This is a genomic window from Bacillus bingmayongensis (genome assembly GCF_000299035.1).
Classification (GTDB): Bacteria; Bacillota; Bacilli; order Bacillales; family Bacillaceae_G; genus Bacillus_A; species Bacillus_A bingmayongensis.
Genome location: NZ_AKCS01000005.1, coordinates 232,349 through 253,950, shown reverse-complemented (window position 1 = coordinate 253,950; position 21,602 = coordinate 232,349). Strand labels below are relative to the sequence as shown.

The following is a 21,602-nucleotide window of genomic DNA, read 5'->3' as shown; positions in this document are numbered from 1 at the left end:
CAGATTGTTTTTTGATTCTAGAGTGAAAGAATAAGTATGATACGTAAATAGTTGAGATAAAAGGAAAAAACATTAGATTTATTACAATTCAAGTTTGAATTGTATGTAAGAATTCAGTTAATATATGAAAAAATAGTATATTTACTAGGGGGATGGGTTGTTTATGAAAGAAGATATTAAGATTAGAGATGCTAAAATTAGTGATTTATCTAGTGTTGTGGATATATATAATTCAACTATTTCAAGTAGAATGGTAACTGCTGATACAGAACTTGTTACTGTTACGAGTAAGGAACAATGGTTTAATGAACATTCACCTTCTTTTAGACCTTTATGGGTAATAGAATCTCAAGGAGAGATATGCGGCTGGGTTAGTTTCCAATCCTTTTACGGTCGACCTGCTTATAATGGGACAGCTGAAATAAGTATATACATTCATCAATTTTATAGAGGTAGGGGGATAGGTAAACATATACTACATAAAGTGTTAGATACTTGTCCGAAGCTCAAGATTAAAACATTGTTAGCATTTATATTTGCTCATAATAAAGTTAGTCTTCAATTATTTTCTTGTTTTGATTTTGAAAAGTGGGCGCATTTGCCTAATGTTGCAGAATTAGATGGGGTTGAAAGGGATTTAATTATTCTTGGTAAAAGGGTTTCTTGATATTTTAGTGAAATATTATAAAAGCAGTGTAACAAGTTCAGTAAAATGAGAAATGATATTTTTATATAAAAGTGAATAATCTGTAGTCGAATTTTAAAATAAACAAGTTAATTAATCTAGCTTGTTTATTTTAGTTTAATAATATGCAATGTTTCATGCAAACGATTGCACCTTTTGTCTTATAATGAAAACGGATACACAAAAAAATTCTAAATTAAAGAGGAGAGAAGCGATGAAAAATCAGTTTCAATATTGTTGTATTGTTGTTTTGTCTATCGTGATGTTATTTGTATCATTATTAATTCCACAAACTAGTTTTGCAGCTGTAAATGGAAAAGGAATGAATCCGGATTACAAAGCATATTTAATGGCACCATTAAAAAAGATTCCGGAAGTAACAAATTGGGAGACATTTGAAAATGATTTAAGGTGGGCAAAACAAAATGGTTTTTATGCGATTACCGTTGATTTTTGGTGGGGAGATATGGAAAAGAACGGAGATCAGCAATTTGATTTTTCATACGCACAGCGTTTTGCTCAATCGGTAAGAAATGCAGGTATGAAAATGATTCCTATTATTTCTACACATCAGTGTGGTGGAAATGTTGGAGATGATTGCAATGCACCAATTCCTTTATGGGTTTGGAATCAAAAGAATGATGATAGTCTTTACTTTAAATCTGAAACCGGAACCGTTAATAAAGAAACATTGAATCCACTTGCTTCAGATGTAATTCAAAAGGAATATGGTGAACTATATACAGCATTCGCAGAAGCTATGAAACCCTATAAGGATGTAATCGTAAAAATATATTTATCTGGGGGACCAGCTGGAGAGCTGAGATATCCTTCATACACATCTGCTGATGGAAGCGGTTATCCATCACGTGGAAAATTTCAAGCGTATACAGAATCTGCAAAATCAAAATTCCGTTCCTGGGTAATAAACAAATATGATTCCTTAAATGAAGTGAATAAAGCGTGGAGTACAAAACTTACTTCTTTTTCAGAAATTTTACCACCAAGTGATGGGGAACTGTTTCTTAAGAAGGGATATAATTCTTCGTATGGAAAAGATTATTTAGATTGGTATCAAGGTGTTTTAGAAAGTCATACAAAATTAATAGGCGAATTGGCACACAATGCTTTTGATCCAAGTTTCCAAGTACCAATCGGCGCAAAGATTGCAGGAGTACATTGGCAATATAATAATCCAGTTATACCACACGGAGCAGAAAGGCCAGCGGGATATAATGATTATAGCTATTTACTTGATGCTTTCAAAAGCGCAAAGTTAGATGTAACATTTACTTGTTTAGAAATGACTGACAAGGGTAGTTATCCAGAATATTCAATGCCTAGAACATTAGTACAAGAAATTGCGACATTGGCTAATCAAAAAGGGGTTGTATTAAATGGTGAAAATGCTTTAAGTATAGGAAATGAGACAGAGTATAACAGAGTTGCAGAAATGGCCTTTAATTATAATTTTGCTGGATTTACTTTACTTCGTTATCAAGATGTCATATATAATAATTCATTGATGGAGAAATTTAAAAACTTATTAGGTGTGACCCCAGTCATGCAAACGATTGTAGTAAAAAATGTTCCTACAACATTAGGAGATACTGTTTATATTACTGGGAATCGTGCGGAATTAGGACAATGGGACACGAAACAGTATCCAATTCAATTGTATTATGATTCTCATAATAATGATTGGAGGGGCAATGTTGTGTTGCCAGCTGAGAGAAATATAGAATTTAAAGCGTTTATTAAAAGTAAAGATGGAAGGCTCAAATCATGGCAAACAATACAACAAAGTTGGAACCCCGTCCCAATGAAGACTACCTCTCATGTAAGTTGGTGGTAATAATATTATGTAAACAAAAGACCCTTAAATATGAAATAAAGGGTCTTTTTCTGTTTATCAAAAAATAATTCTCTAACAATGTCACATTCCCCCTCTGTCATTCGTCTTGTGTGTAGAACAATAAGGAGGGAATTTATATGGAGAATTTTAATGTTGCAATTATTGGCGGGGGACTTGCTGGATTAACAGCCTCGATTTATTTATCTAGGGAAGGAAAAAAAGTTGTTGTATTAGAAAAAGCAAATTGCTTTGGCGGAAGAGCGATAACAACGAATAAAAACGGCATCCTTATGAATCTTGGGGCACACGCTTTATATCGCGGGGGAGAAGCACTATCAATTTTTGAGGAACTTGGAATTAATATTCCAGGAGGAATACCTTCAACTAGCACGCATGGTATATGGAAAAATGATGTGTATGCAGTGCCGACAGATCTTCGGTCAATCTTATCTACACCATTACTTTCATGGTCTGCTAAAATACAATTTTCTCATTTGATGTTAAGGCTAGGGAAATTAGATTTGAATACAATTCCTAAAATGAGTCTGAGTGTATGGGCAGAAAAAGAAATTAAAGATCCCATGGTAAGAAATATGTTTTATGCATTATGCCGAACAACAACCTACACATATGCTCCGACAATACAGCTAGCATCTTCTGTACTAAAACAAATACAAAGATCAATGAAAGAAGGAGTCTTTTATGTAGATGGTGGGTGGGAAACAATTATAACAAAACTAAGAGACGAAGCTACAAATGCTGGAGTTCAATTTATGGCTAGTAAAAATGTAGTTGAAATCGAACACTGTGATGATTTTCAAAGAATTCGCTGTTCTGGTGATGAAATATTTGAAGTCTCTACGGTGGTCATTACTATACCACCAAAAGAGTCTTATAAAATTGTAAAGGGTGCAAAAGATACAGCGCTGCATATATGGAAAGAACAATCAGTGCCAGTAACAGTTGCTTCGTTAGATCTAGGTTTAAGAAAATTGCCCAATCCATCACATCAATTTGCTTTAGGATTAGATCAACCTGTATTTTTTACGAATCAATCGAGAGCCGCTAAGTTAAGTGATGATGGAGCGGTAGTCGTGGGATTGATAAAATATCATAATCCTACATTACAGGTTAGTGATTCTAATGACGATAAAATTTTGTTAGAACATACAATGGATTTATTACATCCAGAGTGGCAACGGGAGTTAGTTGTAAAGCAATATTTACCTAAAATAACAGTTGTATATGATCTCCCTCATATTGGTCGTACTGAAAATCCAGGTCCTATTGTTCCTGAAATGCCTGGGATATATGTTGCAGGAGATTGGGCTGGACATAATGAATTATTAGCTGATGCTGCGGTTTCTAGCGGTAAACGAGCAGCACTACAAATTCTAGAACGAGGTAAAGTCACAAATTGAAAGAAGGTTATGTGAGTGTGGAAACTGAACAATTGTATCAAGCATATAAACCTTTATTATTTTCGTTAGCCTACCGTATGCTTGGGAGTGTTATGGATGCTGAAGATATTGTTCATGATACATTTCTTTCCTTAAGTCAAATAGAAAATCTAGATTCAGTTGATAATATAAAAGCGTATTTATGCAAGATGGTCACGAATCGTACAATCGATAAATTGCGTTCAGCAGCTCATAAACGAGATGTTTATGTTGGCACGTGGTTACCTGAACCACTTGTTGAAGAAAATGATGATCCTTCAATGACATATATAATGAAGGAGTCTATTTCTACAGCGTATCTTTTGCTTTTGCAACAACTTTCTGAAGTTGAACGTGCCGTCTTCATATTAAGAGAGGTTTTTTGCTACGGGTATGATGAAATTGCTTCAATTATTGATAAAAGCAGTACAAATTGTCGACAAATTTATCATCGGGCAAGGAAGAGTTTAATAGATAAACCGAAAGCTTCAAAATTAAGTACAAAGCAGATGGTGGCATATGTTGAACAATTCGTTGCATCTTTGCAGCAAGGAGATGTGCAAGCAATGCTAGAAATCTTAAAAACAGATGCGATATTTAAATCGGACGGCGGAGGGAAGGTTACAACGGCTCTTAAACCAATTTACACTTCGGAACGAATTGCACGCTTATTCTTAGGAATTACTAAGAAGTTATCAGAAGAACATTCCATCAAATTTAAAATGGTAAATGGTGTTCCGGGTATTATTGTTAGTATAAATAATCGCGCTGTGTATGTAATTTCATTTGAATTTAAAGAGGGAAAAATATCATCTATTTACATGATGGCGAATCCAGATAAGCTTATGCATTTAAATCAGAATGCATAGAATGAAAAGGACGCATTTCCACAGAAATGCGTCCTTAATTTGGGATTATATGATTTATTTCTCTAACATTTCAAGAGGAACATCCTTTTCACCTAATACCTCGAACTTGATTTCTCCGTCCTCTTCGTAAATACGTTTAATAATCGGTATAGTTATCATTCGCTTTTTATGCTGCTTACGTTTTCTAGCAGCTTCTAAATTAATCACGTTCATGTTTAAAGCATCCTTTCTTACTTACAGTAATAAACAAAAGAAAATGCGTCCCAAAAGGGCGCTTTTTTAATGTGAAATACCGATTAAAAATGATTTTATAATTGCATTTTGATTGTAAAATAATGTGAATGGAATGATTACACGTAGAAATTAACTTTATCAAAAAACAAAACAATATGCTACAAAAAAATTCAATTCTTTGTCTTATAACAGGAAAAACTTATTCGTTTAGCATATAATGAAAAGTAGACAAACATAATCAAGTTTCTCATCAATTTTGATCATGTAGTAAATTTGCTTGGAAAGGCGATGAATAAAATGCATCATATAGAATCATTGTTGTTAGAACTTGAAAAATACGGAAAAGACCATGATCGTACAAAAGAAAAACGAGAAGAAAGATTAAGAAATATTTCTCGAGAAATGGGACAATTTTTATCCATTTTGTTGAAAGGATGTAGCGCTCAAAGAATATTAGAAATCGGGACATCGAATGGATACTCCACAATATGGCTTGCGAATGCTGCGCAAGAAACAAAAGGAATCGTTACAACCGTGGAACTTTCTTCGGAACGTGTTGCGGACGCGCTTGTGAATTTCGAAAAAGCAAGTCTTAGACATCGTATTGATATTCATAACCAGGAAGCTGGTGCATTTTTAGATGCACAAGTTAATCGTTCGTTTGACTTTATTTTCTTAGATTCAGAGCGTACGCAATACATGTGGTGGTGGGAAAATATAAAACGAATATTAGAGCCTAAAGGATTTCTAGTAATTGATAATGCAATTTCACATGCAGAAGAGTTAGCAGAATTTATTCAGATGATTGAAGAAGAAGAGATGTTTGAAACTGTGTTACTAGCTTTTCAAAAAGGAGCGTTTGTAGCACGAAAAAAACGAAGAGATACAGTCATACTCAACAAGGAGATTTAATAAAAAATGCGTATACATTCTTATTTCTATGAACAGGCGCAAAAATATCCTGACCGCGTCGCGCTTTCGGAACAACATAATAGATGGACTTACAAAGCATTGGCGAAATGTGTTTCAAATCGTGCATCAGCTCTTATACAAGACGGAGCGCTGCCAGGGCATATTTTTATTATTAAGTTAGAAAATTGTATGGAATGGATTCAAGATGCGCTTGCAGTTTCAAAAATTGGTGGAATAATAATGCCGGTTCATCCAGACGTTACAGAAATTGAATGGCAAGGAATTATAAGTAATACGGAGCCTAATTGGATTATCACATCCAAAGAGACTTTATGTCAAACAATTGAGCATAATACCATCTCATTTCCTTTTAAACATGTGAGTAGTAAGGATGAGTTATACTTCTTTGGTTATACTTCAGGTTCAACGGGTACACCTAAAGGTTTTGTAAAAAGTCATTGATCATGGACTTGTAGTTTTGAAGGATGGAGTAAGGCATTTGCACTAACTGAAAACGATCGTGTAGTAGTTCCGTTACATTTATCTTATTCAGCCCAGCTATATCCAGCACTGCACGCATTAGCTATAGAGGCTGAGATTGTTTTATTATCTAAATTCACACCAGAGACCTTTTTAAAAGCAAACGGATCATGTGCTTCTATCACACCAGCTTTAATTGAGCCTTTAATTCGCCATGCAAAGCAAAAACGAAGTGTACAGGAAATGATGCCTGGGTGTATGATTTCAGTTGGGACAAAATTATCGCCTATACAAAGACAAAAATTTGAGGAATGTTTTTCTAAATCATTTTTGTATGAATATTATGGATCATCGGAAATGGGATATGTCTCACTATTAACATCAGAAGATGCAAGAACTGCACCTGAAACAGTCGGAGTACCACTCTCAGATGTTGAGATTGCTTTCTTTAATGAGAAAAAAGAACGAGTAGTAACTAATAAAGAAAACTTTGGGAAATTATTTGTTCGATCCGGTCAGGCTTTTGAAGGATATATTGAAAATGAAGAGCAAACAAAAGCTACTTTCATAGAAGATTGGGTAACATCACATGATATTGGTTTCCAAAGAGAAGATGGGAAAATTGTTTTAGTAGGTAGAGACCGAGACGTTATAAAAGCTGCTGGGAGCTTTGTGTACGCTGGCGAAATAGAGGATGTATTACTTGGAATCACCGGGGTTATAGAAGCAGTAGTGTTTTCGGAAAAGGATGAGAATCGTGGGGAAATTATACAGGCTGTTATCGTTAAGGAGTTTTCTCGAGAATTAGTAGATATTCAGAAAGAGTGCCGTCAAAAATTAATATCATATAAGCAACCAAGAAATTGGACTGTACTATCATATTTACCAAAGAAGCCGAACGGGAAGGTAGACAAAATGAAATTGAGGGCCGAATTATTAAGCGATTAACTATGTAACATGTGAAGAATCCGCCTTCAGCACGTAGCCTTCTAGGTCTTAAGTCTGAGGAAAATAATGCACGAAACAGGTATACTTATGGTAAGAAACAGGGAATGACTGCATAAGCAGGGATTCATTGTTTGGTTATTTTGAATATGATATTTTAACTGGAAAATACATGGGGTATCAAATGTAGTGCAAGTAAATTCGCACATATAAATAAAGGAGCGATTTTGTTGACTGAATTAGAGAAAAAAGAACCTGTATCAGTAGTAAAAGATAATGTAGAAGTGGTTGTTGATACAGTTATTAAAGATGAAGAACTTGTTGAACTGAATAAAGAAGCTGATTTATATGTACAAAAGTTAAATAGTGAACAAAATACAGATCTTTCAAAAGTATTATCCCAGCTTGGGGATTTAGGAGATAAAGAGCAGCAAGCCGCAGGACAAACACTATCAGCACTTAAACGCCCTGTAACAGCGATGATGAATGGAAAGAATGAAGAAATTCCAAATACACTGTTAGAGTTACGTAAAGTGGTATCAGAGCTCGATCCTAATTCACTAAAAGCATCGGGTATGAAGAAATTTATGTTTAAAGTTTTTAAGAAAAATCCACTTGAGACATATGTTCATAAATATCAATCCATAGATAAACAAATTGAAGAAATAATACGAGCATTACTTATTGGTCGTGACAACCTTCAAGAAGATACAGTTGGTTTAGAAATGTTAAAAGAGCAATCACATGATAAAATTCATGCCCTAGATAAACAGGTGTATTTAGGACGAAAGCTTGCTGGCATGCTTGAAGCGGAAAAACAAAATCCAGATCGTCAAAAGGATATTCCATTAATTAATGATGCATTAGAAAAAATTCTTGTACGTACACGAAATATGCAGCAAGCAAAAAGTGTATTATTGCAATCTATCGCATCTGTAGACATCATTAAGAAAAATAATGAAAAGTTAACAGAAGCAATTCGTAACGCAATTACAATGACGCAAAACGTTGTTACTGTTTCGGCAGCGATTCAGCTAGCATTAACAAATCAACGTAAGACGATTGATGCAGTTAATGCGACTAATGAAGCAATTGAATCGATGGTATTAAGTAACTCACAGGCTTTAAAACAAAACACAGAAGAAACGACGCAGCTGCTTGAAAATCCAGCAATTAGCATGGATAAATTGCGCGAATCATTCCAAAATGTATTTGCGGCTATTGAAGCGTCTGAGAAATCATCAGAGCGCATTATTGAATCTAGTAAGAAGTTTGTTATTGAACTTGACACATTTAATGATGAAATGAAGCAGAAGCTCATTCAGCGTCCAAAGAAATAAAGAAGCGTTAGAGGAGGTGAAAAAATGGGTTTCTTCGAATTTGTTTTAATGATTGGTGGGATTTTGCTTTTACTAGGATTTACAGTTGTCGTTTTACTTGTTTATTTTGGTCGAAAATTTTACTTGTCATGGGCGAAGCCGTATAAACGAGCACATGAATCGATTGAAAAGTTATCAAATAAATCAACGCCATTTTTACAAGAGTTTACGCAACATCCACTTTTTTATCGTTGGATTCGTACTGAGGGGAAAAAGGAACAAAAAGCATTTAATACCCTTTTCTGTACAGCAAATCAACGTACAAGAGAACAAGTCTTCTCTATGTTACCGAAGGATAAACAGAAGAAAGTACACGCTATGGCAAAAACGACGAAAAAAGTGACAAATGAAGATATCGATGTAGCAGTGATGAAAGTAAAAGATTTCTTAAGACAGGAATCACAACAATCATCTAAGCCAACGGATCTATCGTTTTATAAATTGTATTTTTATGACCGTTATCCAGATGCATTAAATACAATTCAAGCATATAAACGCTCAGTTAATCCGTCACTACAAAAAACAGTGGATGAAATTACAATTTCCGTATTAAACGCACTACCATATTACCAAGAACATCGCATGTTTGAACAACAACACAAACTTGAAACGTTCTTAATGAAAGACTTAATCGATATGTTGTCACTAGTGGCACAGTTGCCACCATCACAACGTCCTGAAAAAGAAGAAGAATTACAGGTTTACTTACAAAACTTCCAAAAAGAAATGGAAGCAGTAGAGCGTGATATTCGTGACTCCATTGATCATGATTTGAATGTGAAAATGAGGGCGGCGAAGGAGAAGTTTAAGAATAAGTAAAAGAAATCCTCTTGAGTAATGTACTCAAGAGGATTTTGTAGTTTAAACATAGATTTAATTTGAATTGTATCCAAACTTAATTGGGGATTTAATCAAAGTGGTCACTTTGCTAAAGGAAGAACTACATAACAAAGAATTTACTATTATATTGACCAAGAAAGGAAGTACAGAGTCTGAAGGAAGGATTTCATCTGAAAGTATGCAAAGCAGAAATAGTATTGAAGACTATATGAAAGAATATTTTATTGGAAAATAATTACAAATAATCTGTTTACTTCAAGCGTTGATTCAGAAATTACAAGAGATTACGAATGAATTAGTCATTACAATGGAGTATTAAGCTAATAATGAGAAAAAGTTAAATGAAGTTGAGGAGAAAAATAATGAGTTAGAAGTTTTCATAGAGGAAAAGTTAGAGAAATGAAACCAGTTATTGCTTAAAAACGAAAAGATTTTTTCAGTTTGTTTAAAGACTAATTGATTGATTATTTGAAAGAAAAGCTCGTTTCTTATTAAAAAAAGCTAAGAAGTGAGCTTTTTAGTCTACTTCTGATAATGTGTAGATAAGTTATCGTTATTAATTTTCTTTATTAGGTTCTTGGATTTGAAGCAGTTCAACAAAAACACTTAGCATGTCCTGTATTTGAATTCGATTGTCAACAAAATGTTGCAAATTAAATCCATTAAAAAGAGCCATTCCTGCTGTTGCTAAAGTTCTAGCATCTAAGGGACTCCCGATTATATTTTCGTCCTTCATTCTCTGAAAAAAATGTGTAAGGAATGATCTCCATTCCTCCATCTGGAGAATAAGCCTTTTTTTTATCTGAGGTAATTCATTAGAAATCATACATCCTTGGAGAAGCATGGGAGAAGACCCTTTTTCATAAGCTTCATTCACCAAACGCATAGAGTGTTCTTTAAATTTATTTAGCAAATCACACTCTTTTTGAGCAAGAGCTTCCTTTAAATCCTCAAAGTAAAAATCAATACCTTCTTTTATCAGCTTCAACAAAAACTCCTCTTTATTGGAAAAATGAGCATAGAAAGCACCCTTAGAGTAACCAGCATGTTTTACAATTTGATCAACGCTTGTACTAGAATAGCCTTGTTTAGAAAACAAATTAATTCCTGATTGCATTAATTTATTGATGGTGTTTTCTGATTGTTTTTGATGATAATTTACCATAGTAACCTCCTTTTTTAAAACTGAATATTTTATTAATTGTAACACATTCCTCATCATATAATAAATTATTTAATACCGACTAGTTGGTATTAAAAAATAACACTTATAAAGGAGTGGATTAAATGACATTATCTCAAGGAATTATAAAGAAATGGCTGTTAGTATTTGTTTTATGTTTTTCAATGTTTTTTGTATTTTTCCCACAGTCTGAAACTTCTGCTGCAACTCGGATAGATTCCGATTCAACACGACTTTATCCTCGATCAAAGCAATCATATACTGAATATGTGTACGTATATGCAGGAGGACAAGTAGGAGTATATATAGATTCCTATAATGACTATGATGTTGAATGGCTTATACGTAAATCTAATGGTTCAGTTTTTAAAGGACCAGGCGTTATTTATAACAATACAAAATCAGGAGAGATAAATACTAGATATACTGTTCCATCATCGGGATTGTATCGACTCGAACTCAAACAAAGGTATGTTAGTTTAGCTAGTGCTTCTGGAACAATAAGTTCATGGAGATAATGAAAATTTCATAACTGAATAAAACATAATTTTTTATATACTGCAGTAAAATTCCCTTTATAGTTACAACACAATTTTATAATGGGAATAGACTATGATCTGAAATTACATGTATCTTGGTCGAGTTCCTAAAAGAATAGCTCACTTCTTATTATAAAAAAGCTAAGAAGTGAGTTTTTTTGTTTATTGTTGATAGTTTTTAGATATTTTATTAAATATTATATATAAAAAGTATCTCTATTTTTGTAAGTGCTTCCTATAATGAAATTACAAATATTCACTAAATCTTAATGTAATAATAAAAAGGAAAATGATATGGCAATCGCAATGGCAGTTTTAAAATTTGTAGGTGGAGCAATTCCATTAGTACAAGAACTTTTAAAAGCAGTAATGTAAGCTCATTATTTCGCAATTATTTGTAAAAATTATCATACAAATGGTTTGTATATCAAAGATGAATTGATGTGCAGATCATTTGTGTGAGCAAACTTTAAAAATACAAAAGAATCCAAGAAATTATAAGGAATTTTTCCAGATCTAAATCGTAAAAAGTCACGAAAAATAAAGGATGTCACATAATAGCTATGACTAATATGTGACATCCTTTTACGTATTGGTTCCGTTAAATATTGATGTTGATATTTAATCAAACCACAAAAGAACCCATTTAGATTCTAAAATGTTTTCTTCAACTAATGCAACCGTTAGCTTAATAACTGACTTGAGCTTCAAGAAATGTAAATACATCAATTCCGTTGTTCCCTTGTAATGTCCATCCCTCAAAGTAACAGCTAGCGTGAAATAATTCAAGGATCAGATTATCTTCGAATTCAATAATAAATATTAGCTGTTCATAAGATGAAATGTTTCATATTTTCTTAGAAACAAGTAGTTTTTTACATTTTCATGTGAGAATTTGTGTATAGCAAAAAACATAATGAAAGGATGCGATTGATGAGAAAGGTTATAAGTTGGAATGAAGTTATGGAAAAACAACATGTAGTTGGTATTACTCTGCAGAATGCACTTTTACATCAGCAAATTAGTCATGCGTATTTATTTGGCGGTGCTAAAAGTACTTTGAAAGGGAGACAGCAGTCTTATTTCATAAAACTATCTTTTGTGAAATGAACCAGGTTTTAATTGTATGAATTGTAAACGTATTGATAGCAACAATCATCCCGATGTAATTATCATTTCGTCAGAAGAAGATGGTGGGGAGATAAAGCAAGAACGGATTCAAAACCTACACGAAGAAATAACATATTTTATTACAAACGGTTAAGCGTTGCTTTAAAGATACAAAAACTAGTTTTTCATGATGAAATTGAAAGTTTAAAGGGAGATGTTCTATATTTTCTATTTCGAAAATGGTAAAATATAGAATGCTATATTGGTATTCTATTTACAAGTATAAATTATACAAAACGAGGTACTTAAAATGAAAAATCATTTTGAGGAAAACAGTGATAAAGAGAAAGATGGTCTTGAGAAAACAATAATTGTTATTATATTAGTTGTTGTAGAAATAACAATTCTTTGCACAATGATTTATTATACAAGTGGAGATTATGACGAGAAAAGTACTAAGCATATAACATATGAAGAACAGAATACGCAAGAAAATTCTAGTGGAATACAAGATAATAACAATGAAATTAATGAAAAACAGATAGAAAAAAATAAAGATGAAAACGAAACGAATAATAGTGTGATTGATAATGAAAATATAGATGATAATACGATAAAAGTACAGACGACTGGATCAAACCTAACTTTTATTGGGAGGGATCTTTTCGATAAGTATGTATCGAAAATGTCTAGCGAAGAAAATGGAAATGAAAAATGGAAAGGTTCAGCTCAAGTAGTGGATCAAATGTTGGTAAGAGAAGAAGAAAACTATTATTCTGTAGCAATTAAATTTAATGTTGATTCTTTACAAGAAAAGAATAAGTACCATGCGGAGTGGGATGCAACTGACAATGAAGGGAAAATTGTAGATAATCAATGGATTATAAATTTTAATAAAGTAAATCCGTATACTTACACATTTTTGAGTAAAGAAAAGGCACCAAAAAATTTAAAATGGGAGAACGGTCTAGATGATAGTCAAATAGAAAATATAAAGGTAAAGAAACATAATAAAGATTATGTGATTGAGAATTCGAATCTAAAAGTGACGTATGACGGAAAGAACACGTTTAGAAAAGTTCCTGTTGGTATTGATCAATTTATGCGTGAAGATGGACGAGTAAATGAAGATGAATTGCAAGAAGGGAGCTATTATATTACAAAGGCAAAGACTGCTTTTGTGCATGGTGGTCATCATAGTCCAGTAAAAGTTACTATGTCTGATGATGAAGGAAAGACATGGGAGACTGTAACAGTTGGGAATGATATTGATAACCGAAGACTTAGTTTTATTGGGTTCACCTCAAAAGAGAATGGTTATATTGTTATAACTGGTGATAGGACGATGAGCTTTGAAACGAATATTGTATATCAAACAACTAATGGTGGGAAATCATGGACGAAAATGGGAAGTACATATGATCTTACACAATTTCTTGCGACGGGAGTAAGTTTTGCTACTGATCAAATTGGATTTATTACATTTAAGGATTCAGGTGGAGATCCTGATGTTTATCGTACAGAAGATGGTGGGAAAACATGGGCTAAGTTAGATATTAAATTGCCAAATAAATATCATAATGTTTTTACATCTGTAATGCCTCCTATTTTTGCTGGAGCAAAAGGTACGTTACTAGTATCACAAGAAGAAGGGGGAATGGATCGGGAAGGAAAGATGGCAAGATTTGTATCAGAAGATTTTGGAGCTACATGGACATTTGAAAAAGTAGTAAATATTTCTTATGAAAAATAGATCAAGATAAGGAGAGCATCGTATTGTGTTAATGATTATTTTTATGTTTCTCGCATTATTGTTTATTATCCCAATTGAAAGGATTTGGAAAAGTTTTTTACAAGAAGGAGAGATTACTTCAAGTGTATTACCAGTTAAGAAATTGGAATTTATATCTATTTGTATAAGCTATTTTATATTATGGCTAGGCATAATGGGAAATCTAAGTGACGTACAAGCAGGACAGCCTTTACACAAATATGAATATAATAACCTTATGCAAGATCAATATGCTTCTTTAGCTCCAGATCATATTTTTATTGTTGTTTTGTTGTTCATTTTAGGTGGTTTTTCATATTGGAAATTAAGTTCAGATATAGAAAAGCTTTCGCCTGTTATGTATATTGTTTATAGTTCGTTATTAATCTTAGATGTTATATTTACAGTGGTTTATATAACACATACGGGTTTTGCTGTTTTTGCAGAACTTCCAAGGTTCAGATATATTTCAGTTTTGTTTATTCAAGCGAGTGCTCTCTCAATCAGTTTATTATTTGTATCTAAATTAAAATATTCCTTGAGCTATTTTATTCAGTGTCAGAAGAACAGAGATTATAAACAGGAAAACAAGTTTATGAAGTTTTTATATCGTATTTCTTTTGGATATCAAAAGATGTCGAGAATGTGGATCGTTTATTTAGATGCATAAAGTAAAATCCCTCACATTTAGAGTGAGGGATTTTATTATTACTTCGCTTTTATAATAGTTTTGCCAGAAGGAATACTTTCATTATGCAAGCGATCTATAGCAGTCACCACATACGTATACGTCTCACCAGATACTGCCGTCTTATCTACATAAATTTCCCCAGGTTTTGTTTTTCGTACAGTAGTAAGTAAGTTTTCTGCTTTTTGAATATCAATTTCATTTTTTCCGTTCACTCGATAGATAGCATAATACGTAGAGTCATTATTTCTATCATCGATAATTCCTAAGGCAACACCATCATTGCTTGCAATGGCACCTTTTAATGTAGGGTGTTTAGGTGGATCGTGATCTAACCAAGGCATTGACGGAATTAATGCAGGGTGTTTGTAAATATCATTTTTTAATCGATCTTTTATCCCTAATGGATTGTTATTTATATCTTTTAGACTAAAGTGCATACTGCCTTTTATTTGTGAATATTGATGGTTTAATGCAATTTGTCTTGGGTATTCTTCAGGGTCTGACCATGCGGGAACAGAGTTATTATTAATTTTATATGCAGCTTGTCCAATATATAGGTGTATTGGTTTGTTTTCTGTTTCTGTTACCCACCAATCTAGTAAAACGTCATATGCTGCAGGTGTAAAACCGATATTCCAATAAATTTGAGGAGTAATATAGTCAATATATCCTTTTTGGATCCATTCTCGTGTATCAGCATATAGGTCATCATAATTTCTTTGTCCAGCAGTTGTATTTGAACCGGTTGGATCATCAGCTATATTCCGCCATACACCAAATGGACTAATTCCAAATTTGACATAAGATTTTTCTTGTTTAATGGCAGTATTTAATCCGCTTACAAGTTGGTTCACATTGTCACGACGCCAGTCTTCAATGTTAGAGAATCGCCCATTATTATATGTTTCATATGTGCTTTGATCAGGAAATTCTTCTCCAGCAACTTTGTAGGGATAAAAATAATCATCCATATGAACAGCATCGATATCGTAATTTTGTACAACCTCTAGTACACCATCAGTTATAAAATTTTTCACTTCTGGAATACCAGGATTATAGTATAGTTTTCCGCCGTAGGATACCACCCAATCGGGATGTTGCTTAGCGGGATGATTTTCTGCTAATCGATTTAAATCAGTGTGGTTCATGGTTATTCGATAAGGATTAAACCATGCATGAAATTCAAGATTTCTTTTATGTGCTTCTTCAACCATGAATGCGAGTGGATCATAGCCAGGATCTTTGCCTTGGGTGCCTGTAAGATATTCGGACCAAGGACCATATTGGGAAGGATAAAAAGCGTCGGCGGTTGGTTTAATTTGAACAACAACTGCGTTCATACCTATGTTTTTTACATCATCTAGTAGTTTAATAAATTCTTGTTTCTGCTTTTCGATAGGTAAACCAGTTTTAGATGGCCAATCAATATTGAGAACAGATGCAATCCATGCGGCACGTAATTCTTGTTTTTGATAAGTAGTGGGTACTTCAGCAAGTGTAGTCTTTAGGGGCATGAACAGGAAAGGAATAAACAAGATGACGCTACAACAACTCATCAATAATCTTCTAAAAATCATCGTACGCCTCCTTACATATTCTATTATAGAGACTACTATATCACGTGAATGTAAGATTCACAATTGAGAAAGTTAGATATTGAAACTTCTATTTAATATAAAAAATATTTTTGCTGAAATTTCATTTCGCCAGAACTAATTTGTCTATATTCCTCATATGATTTTTAATAACGTGGAACTTCCTTTTAGTGGTGGTTTGACAGTCCTTGAAAAAGGATGAAAATTACTTAAAGTATATAGGAGGATTATGAAATGAAGGTTCTGTTTGTATGTTCTGGAGGAATGTCTAGTTCAATTGTTGTAAACGCTTTAAAAAAAGAAGCCGAGAAGAAAGGAATCAGTATGGACGTACACGCAATTGGTACGAGTGAAGTGGAAGAAGAGGTCAAAAATGGCTGGGATGTTGTAATGGTTGCTCCGCAAGTAAGGCATAGATTTGATGCAGTGAAAAAAAGAGCAGATGAGCAGTCTATTCCATGTGGTATAATCCCGCCGCAGGCTTATACACCACTCGGTGGACCGACGCTATTAAAAGCTGTGAATGAATTAATTCGCTAAGGAGGGAGATGTATGAATAAGTTTGTCTCGTTTCTTGAGAATAACTTATCTGGCCCAATGGCAAGGCTTTCCGAGCAAAGGCATTTACAAGCAATTCGTGATGGTGTTATTTCAGCATTACCTTTTATTATCGTCGGGAGTTTCTTTTTAATAGTAGCGTTTCCACCGCTCCCAAAGGATAGCTTTATTTCATTATGGGCAGCAAAGCATCAAGCGAGCATTTTAATTCCATATCGGTTAACGATGTTTATTATGTCCCTCTATATCGCCTTTGGTATTGGATATAATTTAGCGAAAAGTTATAAATTAGATGCCTTATCAGGAGCACAACTTGCAGTCTGTTCCTTACTTCTTACATTGACACCTGAACTAATTGATAAGAAAGGATTTATGCTTCCAATGACAAACCTTGGAGGGCATGGACTATTTGTTACCATGATTGTTTCTATTTTATCAGTTGAAATTTTAAGGTTTTGCAAGTCAAAAAATGTAATGATTAAGATGCCAGAACAAGTACCACCGTCTGTATCTCGTTCTTTTGAAGCACTTATACCTGCTGCTTTCGTAATTATTATTATGAGTATTATTACTGTTGTTTTTAGTATTGATTTACATCATGTCGTTGATAAGTTAGCTGCACCACTCGTAAAAGCTGGTGATAGTTATTTTGGAGTTATTTTACCAGTGTTTCTAATTACATTTTTCTGGTCTTTTGGAATTCACGGTGTTTCCGTTGTTGGGACAGTTGCGCGTCCATTATGGGAAGTTTATATCGGGAAAAATGCCGAGGCAGTAGCTGGTGGAGCAAGCAACATTCCTTTCATTGCACCAGAACCATTATACCAATGGTTTATATGGATTGGTGGCTCCGGTGCGACGTTAGGGCTTGTATTAGCCATGATTGTCTTCGGTAAATCAAAATATTCCAAAGCGCTGTCAAGAACGTGTATTGTACCTGGTATTTTTAATATTAATGAGCCGGTTATATTTGGACTTCCAATCGTATTAAATCCAATCTTAATTATTCCTTTTATTATTACACCGCTTGTGACCGCAACGATTGCTTATACCGCAACTGCGATGGGGCTTGTGACGGCGACTTATATTATGCCGCCGTGGACATTACCAGCCCCAATTGGTGCATATTTAGCGACAGGTGGAGACTGGAGAGCTGTTGTATTAGTTTTCATTAATATAGCCATCTCATTCCTTATTTATCTGCCATTCTTTAAAATGTACGATAAAAATATGCTTGAAGTGGAAAAAAGCGGTGATGGTGATCAGGGTACAGTAAATGTGTAACTAAAAAAGTGGGGTCATTTCGATGATCTCACTTTTTTCATAATAAAAAATTAGAAGGTGAAATCTATGAGTATAAAGTTTAGCTATAAAGGTGTGTTTTTATTTCTAATTGGGGTGATTTGTTCAAACCTTTTGTTTACCCCTTTTTTAAGAATGCTAGACATATCACAAATGCATAGTATATGGATTGTGACGAGTATTTCTGCAAGTATTATGCTGACAATCGTTTTATCTTTTATAGATGGTACATATTCGTCAAAAATTCAATTGTTTTTTAGATTTGTATTATTTCTAGTAGCTTGTACATTGTTTACTTATATAATTATTTTCTAGTAAAACCTAGATAGAGGTGCTGTTATGTATATTGTTGGTTTAATGTCTGTCTGGTACATCTTTAGATGGCATAGATGTTTCGGGGAGCATATTAATAAAATAAATTTTATCAAAAGTGAAATCTCATCATCTCTATTTTAAATGAATTCACTATAGTAGTCTCGTTTAAAAAGTGAATATTTGGTATTATTTACAAAAAGGAGGTGTTGTATGGGTTTAGGGATTAAAATGGGGATTTTCCTATTTAGAATTCTATTTCCGAGTTTCTTATTTCTAGTACTTATAAATATTATATCTATTATAGAAATCGATAAGATTCCATGGTATAAACCACAAGTTATAGTACTCGTAAGCGTATTTGTAGCCTTTTTAACAGGATATATTCTGCAATATTATAAATCCTTACGTGTAATGGGATGGAAACTGATAGGAATTACAACGGTAGTGAGTTTTATATTTTATTTTATCGCTTATTTATATGCATCGTACACTTGGAGGCTTTATTGAAAATAGTAAAATATTTTACTTAGAAAGTGAATGATTATATGATCAGCATGAACCAGTTTCTGTATATAGTAGGCGCTTATATGGTTGGGAACATATTAACAGCATATATGATTACAAAATGGAAATACGGGATGGATATTCGAGAAGCTGGTAGTGGAAACCCTGGTGCACGGAATATGGGGCGTTTATACGGAAAAGGATATTTTATTGCTACATTTTTAGGAGACGCGTTTAAAGGTGCAGTTGTTGTGTATATAGCAAGACTTTTATTTGAAGATTCTATTTTTCTATTAGTTTCGTTACTAGCAGTAATTATAGGGCATATATATCCAATTTTCTTTAAATGCGAAGGTGGAAAAGGTATTTCGACATTTATTGGTGGCTTACTTGTATTTGATTATTTGTTGGCATGTACTCTTGTTTGTATATTCATTTTGTTTTATATGATTTTTAAGAACTTTACAAAGACTGGTTTATTCACAATTGCCTGTTTACCACTTTGTATGATTGTATATGCTTACTCTATTGTAGCAATTGCATTAATTATTTTCATTATTATATTGATTTTGTACGCACATAGAAAATAAAGGAGATTAAAACATGGGGTTAATTTATAAAATCGCCGATCAAACTTGGGAATTTGAAAGTATACATAAACTAAACTATAAAACATTTGTAGAAGAAATCCCGCAGCATGATCAAGCAGAAGAACGCATTCGTATTGATTCGTTTCATGAAGAGAATACGTATTTAATTTGTTTAGATGGTAAAAAACTAGCTGGAATGGTTGCGATACGAGAAAAGCGACCATTTTCTTTAGATAATAAAATTCCTAATCTAGATGACTATTTACCAGAGGTGGGCAATAAGATATATGAAATTCGATTATTAGCTATAGAGAAAGAATATCGAAATGGAAGGGCTTTATTAGGGTTAATTCGATTTTTACATCGCTATTTGCTTCTAAATGGATATGATTTAGCACTCATTTCAGCAACAACACGCGAACTTGCGTTATATAAGCAAATGGGGTTTCTTCCGTTTTATGAATTAGTCGGAACAGAACAAGCAGCATTCCAGCCGATGTATGTTACACCGACTATGTTTGAGCAATCTAGTATTGCAAGTCTTGTGACGAAAGAATATACATTTTTACCTGGACCTGTAGAAATCGCAGAGAATGTACAGAAGGCATTTTTTACAAATCCAATTTCACATCGTTCCAATCAATTTAAGGTCACGATGGAAAATGTCAAAAAACGATTAATGCAAATGACAAAAGCAAAGAACGTGCAAATTATGCTTGGAACAGGGACATTAGCAAATGATACGATCGCCATGCAACTGAGTCTGTTAAAGGGGAGAGGATTGGTTTTAACAAATGGGGAGTTTGGAAATCGCTTAGTCCAGCAGGCAATTCGAGCGAATTTATCATTTGATACATATGAAAGAGAAATAGGAAAGGCATTTTTGTATAACGAAGTAGAAGAATTAGTGAAACATCGAGCGTATGAATGGCTATGGTTTGTCCATCATGAAACATCGACTGGTATGTTAAATGATTTAGAGAAATTAATTGGAGTTAGTAAACAATATGGTATCAAATTATGCGTTGATTGCATTAGTTCAATCGGTGCAATATCTTTATCCTTAGAAGATGTGTACTTTGCGAGTGGTGTCAGCGGAAAAGCAATTGGAGCATATACCGGCTTATCTTTTGTATTTTACAATCATATTGTGATGCCGAATAAAATTTTACCTGTGTATATGGATGTTGGAATATATGAAGAAAACGGGAGTGTACCATATTCTCAATCATGGAATTTAATTCATGCATTGCAAGAAGCATTAAAGAAATTTGAAGACGAGCAGGAATATAAGAGAATATATCAAACGTACGCATTCATTGAACAAGCTATTACTGATATGGGATTGCGACTTGTTTCACCTAAGGAACATGCTTCATCAATTATTCTTACAATCGCAATAGATAAAGAATCCTCTTCTAAAGAAATAGGAGACGCGTTAGCATTGCAAGGATTCATCGTCCATTACGAGTCATCCTATTTACAACAAAATAACTGGATGCAAATCGCTTGCTTAAATCATTATAAAGAACGTGAAATGAAAAGAATGTTGAATTATTTACAGGAGTATGTGGAACAAGTACATGCATAGTGAAAAGACGGTATAATCCGTAAAACTAAATAAGTGTTTTTAATCATAGTAGATATAAAAACAATATATTCATACAATGTTACACATTATATGAATAAGAGATACATCACTATTTGATAGTGGTGTGTTTTTATTTTAGAAGACCTCTATATAACCTCATATACTGCCACAACAAAAAAATAGATTTACTACAACAATCATTTTCTGTATAATCG

General features: G+C 33.4%; 22 protein-coding genes and 2 pseudogenes. 21 read left to right on the top strand and 3 right to left on the bottom strand.

Annotated features, from left to right (window positions below; genetic code table 11):
- Positions 1-163 precede the first annotated feature (163 nt).
- From Y7E_RS0101430 to Y7E_RS0101415, 4 genes are all read left to right on the top strand, one after another.
- Positions 164-667 (top strand): GNAT family N-acetyltransferase, encoded by a 504-nt coding sequence (locus Y7E_RS0101430; protein WP_017149536.1) that lies wholly within the window; start codon positions 164-166, stop codon positions 665-667.
- A 232-nt stretch (positions 668-899) separates the two neighbouring features.
- On the top strand, positions 900-2,540 hold the full coding sequence (locus Y7E_RS0101425; protein WP_017149535.1) for a family 14 glycosylhydrolase: 1,641 nt from the start codon (positions 900-902) through the stop codon (positions 2,538-2,540).
- 137 nt (positions 2,541-2,677) lie between these two features.
- A complete protein-coding gene (locus Y7E_RS0101420) occupies positions 2,678-3,961 on the top strand; it encodes a phytoene desaturase family protein (RefSeq protein WP_017149534.1) in 1,284 nt (427 codons plus the stop codon).
- Between the two features lie 17 nt (positions 3,962-3,978).
- The gene (locus Y7E_RS0101415) at positions 3,979-4,848 is read left to right on the top strand and encodes an RNA polymerase sigma-70 factor (RefSeq protein ID WP_026049044.1); all 870 of its coding nucleotides are present in this window, start codon (positions 3,979-3,981) and stop codon (positions 4,846-4,848) included.
- A 54-nt stretch (positions 4,849-4,902) separates the two neighbouring features.
- Here the strand turns inward: Y7E_RS0101415 and Y7E_RS33480 are convergent, their stop codons facing one another.
- Positions 4,903-5,061 carry a hypothetical protein gene (locus Y7E_RS33480; protein ID WP_017149532.1) on the bottom strand — a complete coding sequence of 53 codons (159 nt, stop codon included), beginning with the start codon at positions 5,059-5,061 and terminating at the stop codon, positions 4,903-4,905.
- 318 nt (positions 5,062-5,379) lie between these two features.
- Between Y7E_RS33480 and Y7E_RS0101405 the strand changes: the two genes are divergently transcribed.
- The 5 genes and pseudogenes from Y7E_RS0101405 (at position 5,380) to Y7E_RS0101385 (ending at position 9,617) form a co-directional block, all read left to right on the top strand.
- Complete coding sequence (locus tag Y7E_RS0101405) at positions 5,380-5,994, top strand: O-methyltransferase (RefSeq protein ID WP_017149531.1); 615 nt, start codon at positions 5,380-5,382, stop codon at positions 5,992-5,994.
- Positions 5,995-6,000: 6 nt separating this feature from the next.
- Positions 6,001-6,948 (top strand): annotated as a pseudogene (locus Y7E_RS31230) (class I adenylate-forming enzyme family protein); the annotation flags it as partial.
- 198 nt (positions 6,949-7,146) lie between these two features.
- Positions 7,147-7,422: an AMP-binding enzyme gene (locus tag Y7E_RS34050; protein ID WP_237741336.1), complete on the top strand. Its 276-nt coding sequence runs from the start codon at positions 7,147-7,149 to the stop codon at positions 7,420-7,422.
- A 227-nt stretch (positions 7,423-7,649) separates the two neighbouring features.
- A complete protein-coding gene (locus Y7E_RS0101390) occupies positions 7,650-8,759 on the top strand; it encodes a toxic anion resistance protein (RefSeq protein WP_017149528.1) in 1,110 nt (369 codons plus the stop codon).
- Between the two features lie 24 nt (positions 8,760-8,783).
- Positions 8,784-9,617 carry a DUF3974 domain-containing protein gene (locus Y7E_RS0101385; RefSeq protein ID WP_017149527.1) on the top strand — a complete coding sequence of 278 codons (834 nt, stop codon included), beginning with the start codon at positions 8,784-8,786 and terminating at the stop codon, positions 9,615-9,617.
- Positions 9,618-10,194: 577 nt separating this feature from the next.
- On the opposite strand, the gene Y7E_RS31225 is transcribed toward Y7E_RS0101385, so the two are convergent.
- Complete coding sequence (locus Y7E_RS31225) at positions 10,195-10,803, bottom strand: TetR/AcrR family transcriptional regulator (RefSeq protein ID WP_017149525.1); 609 nt, start codon at positions 10,801-10,803, stop codon at positions 10,195-10,197.
- A 122-nt stretch (positions 10,804-10,925) separates the two neighbouring features.
- Between Y7E_RS31225 and Y7E_RS0101370 the strand changes: the two genes are divergently transcribed.
- From Y7E_RS0101370 to Y7E_RS28905, 6 genes and pseudogenes are all read left to right on the top strand, one after another.
- Entirely contained in the window at positions 10,926-11,339 is a 414-nt protein-coding gene (locus Y7E_RS0101370) for a hypothetical protein (RefSeq protein ID WP_017149524.1), read from the top strand.
- A 215-nt stretch (positions 11,340-11,554) separates the two neighbouring features.
- Positions 11,555-11,735 (top strand): annotated as a pseudogene (locus Y7E_RS34945) (hypothetical protein).
- 558 nt (positions 11,736-12,293) lie between these two features.
- Entirely contained in the window at positions 12,294-12,470 is a 177-nt protein-coding gene (locus Y7E_RS33085; protein ID WP_017149522.1) for a hypothetical protein, read from the top strand.
- A 16-nt stretch (positions 12,471-12,486) separates the two neighbouring features.
- Positions 12,487-12,624, top strand: coding sequence for a hypothetical protein (locus Y7E_RS31220; RefSeq protein WP_081584519.1), 138 nt, complete (start codon positions 12,487-12,489; stop codon positions 12,622-12,624).
- 156 nt (positions 12,625-12,780) lie between these two features.
- Positions 12,781-14,223 (top strand): WD40/YVTN/BNR-like repeat-containing protein, encoded by a 1,443-nt coding sequence (locus tag Y7E_RS0101355; RefSeq protein WP_017149521.1) that lies wholly within the window; start codon positions 12,781-12,783, stop codon positions 14,221-14,223.
- 31 nt (positions 14,224-14,254) lie between these two features.
- Positions 14,255-14,911 carry a DUF6688 domain-containing protein gene (locus tag Y7E_RS28905; RefSeq protein ID WP_337460015.1) on the top strand — a complete coding sequence of 219 codons (657 nt, stop codon included), beginning with the start codon at positions 14,255-14,257 and terminating at the stop codon, positions 14,909-14,911.
- A gap of 38 nt (positions 14,912-14,949) precedes the next feature.
- Here the strand turns inward: Y7E_RS28905 and Y7E_RS0101345 are convergent, their stop codons facing one another.
- On the bottom strand, positions 14,950-16,509 hold the full coding sequence (locus tag Y7E_RS0101345; RefSeq protein ID WP_017149519.1) for a glycoside hydrolase family 10-like protein: 1,560 nt from the start codon (positions 16,507-16,509) through the stop codon (positions 14,950-14,952).
- A 252-nt stretch (positions 16,510-16,761) separates the two neighbouring features.
- Between Y7E_RS0101345 and Y7E_RS0101340 the strand changes: the two genes are divergently transcribed.
- The 6 genes from Y7E_RS0101340 (at position 16,762) to Y7E_RS0101315 (ending at position 21,387) form a co-directional block, all read left to right on the top strand.
- Complete coding sequence (locus tag Y7E_RS0101340) at positions 16,762-17,067, top strand: PTS sugar transporter subunit IIB (protein WP_017149518.1); 306 nt, start codon at positions 16,762-16,764, stop codon at positions 17,065-17,067.
- A gap of 12 nt (positions 17,068-17,079) precedes the next feature.
- Positions 17,080-18,369, top strand: coding sequence for a PTS sugar transporter subunit IIC (locus tag Y7E_RS0101335; protein ID WP_017149517.1), 1,290 nt, complete (start codon positions 17,080-17,082; stop codon positions 18,367-18,369).
- 66 nt (positions 18,370-18,435) lie between these two features.
- Complete coding sequence (locus tag Y7E_RS31215; protein WP_017149516.1) at positions 18,436-18,702, top strand: hypothetical protein; 267 nt, start codon at positions 18,436-18,438, stop codon at positions 18,700-18,702.
- A gap of 210 nt (positions 18,703-18,912) precedes the next feature.
- Positions 18,913-19,209 carry a hypothetical protein gene (locus Y7E_RS0101325; protein WP_017149515.1) on the top strand — a complete coding sequence of 99 codons (297 nt, stop codon included), beginning with the start codon at positions 18,913-18,915 and terminating at the stop codon, positions 19,207-19,209.
- A gap of 38 nt (positions 19,210-19,247) precedes the next feature.
- The gene (plsY, locus tag Y7E_RS0101320) at positions 19,248-19,796 is read left to right on the top strand and encodes a glycerol-3-phosphate 1-O-acyltransferase PlsY (RefSeq protein WP_026049042.1); all 549 of its coding nucleotides are present in this window, start codon (positions 19,248-19,250) and stop codon (positions 19,794-19,796) included.
- A 13-nt stretch (positions 19,797-19,809) separates the two neighbouring features.
- On the top strand, positions 19,810-21,387 hold the full coding sequence (locus Y7E_RS0101315) for an aminotransferase class V-fold PLP-dependent enzyme (RefSeq protein WP_017149513.1): 1,578 nt from the start codon (positions 19,810-19,812) through the stop codon (positions 21,385-21,387).
- Positions 21,388-21,602: the final 215 nt, after the last annotated feature.

Coding starts and splice junctions, on each gene's coding strand:
- Y7E_RS0101430 (WP_017149536.1), top strand. CDS start 164: ATGAAAGAAGATATTAAGATTAGAGATGCTAAAATTAGTGATTTATCT.
- Y7E_RS0101425 (WP_017149535.1), top strand. CDS start 900: ATGAAAAATCAGTTTCAATATTGTTGTATTGTTGTTTTGTCTATCGTG.
- Y7E_RS0101420 (WP_017149534.1), top strand. CDS start 2,678: ATGGAGAATTTTAATGTTGCAATTATTGGCGGGGGACTTGCTGGATTA.
- Y7E_RS33480 (WP_017149532.1), bottom strand. CDS start 5,061: ATGAACGTGATTAATTTAGAAGCTGCTAGAAAACGTAAGCAGCATAAA.
- Y7E_RS0101405 (WP_017149531.1), top strand. CDS start 5,380: ATGCATCATATAGAATCATTGTTGTTAGAACTTGAAAAATACGGAAAA.
- Y7E_RS0101385 (WP_017149527.1), top strand. CDS start 8,784: ATGGGTTTCTTCGAATTTGTTTTAATGATTGGTGGGATTTTGCTTTTA.
- Y7E_RS31225 (WP_017149525.1), bottom strand. CDS start 10,803: ATGGTAAATTATCATCAAAAACAATCAGAAAACACCATCAATAAATTA.
- Y7E_RS0101370 (WP_017149524.1), top strand. CDS start 10,926: ATGACATTATCTCAAGGAATTATAAAGAAATGGCTGTTAGTATTTGTT.
- Y7E_RS33085 (WP_017149522.1), top strand. CDS start 12,294: ATGAGAAAGGTTATAAGTTGGAATGAAGTTATGGAAAAACAACATGTA.
- Y7E_RS31220 (WP_081584519.1), top strand. CDS start 12,487: ATGAATTGTAAACGTATTGATAGCAACAATCATCCCGATGTAATTATC.
- Y7E_RS0101355 (WP_017149521.1), top strand. CDS start 12,781: ATGAAAAATCATTTTGAGGAAAACAGTGATAAAGAGAAAGATGGTCTT.
- Y7E_RS28905 (WP_337460015.1), top strand. CDS start 14,255: ATGATTATTTTTATGTTTCTCGCATTATTGTTTATTATCCCAATTGAA.
- Y7E_RS0101345 (WP_017149519.1), bottom strand. CDS start 16,509: ATGATTTTTAGAAGATTATTGATGAGTTGTTGTAGCGTCATCTTGTTT.
- Y7E_RS0101340 (WP_017149518.1), top strand. CDS start 16,762: ATGAAGGTTCTGTTTGTATGTTCTGGAGGAATGTCTAGTTCAATTGTT.
- Y7E_RS0101335 (WP_017149517.1), top strand. CDS start 17,080: ATGAATAAGTTTGTCTCGTTTCTTGAGAATAACTTATCTGGCCCAATG.
- Y7E_RS31215 (WP_017149516.1), top strand. CDS start 18,436: ATGAGTATAAAGTTTAGCTATAAAGGTGTGTTTTTATTTCTAATTGGG.
- Y7E_RS0101325 (WP_017149515.1), top strand. CDS start 18,913: ATGGGTTTAGGGATTAAAATGGGGATTTTCCTATTTAGAATTCTATTT.
- plsY (WP_026049042.1), top strand. CDS start 19,248: ATGATCAGCATGAACCAGTTTCTGTATATAGTAGGCGCTTATATGGTT.
- Y7E_RS0101315 (WP_017149513.1), top strand. CDS start 19,810: ATGGGGTTAATTTATAAAATCGCCGATCAAACTTGGGAATTTGAAAGT.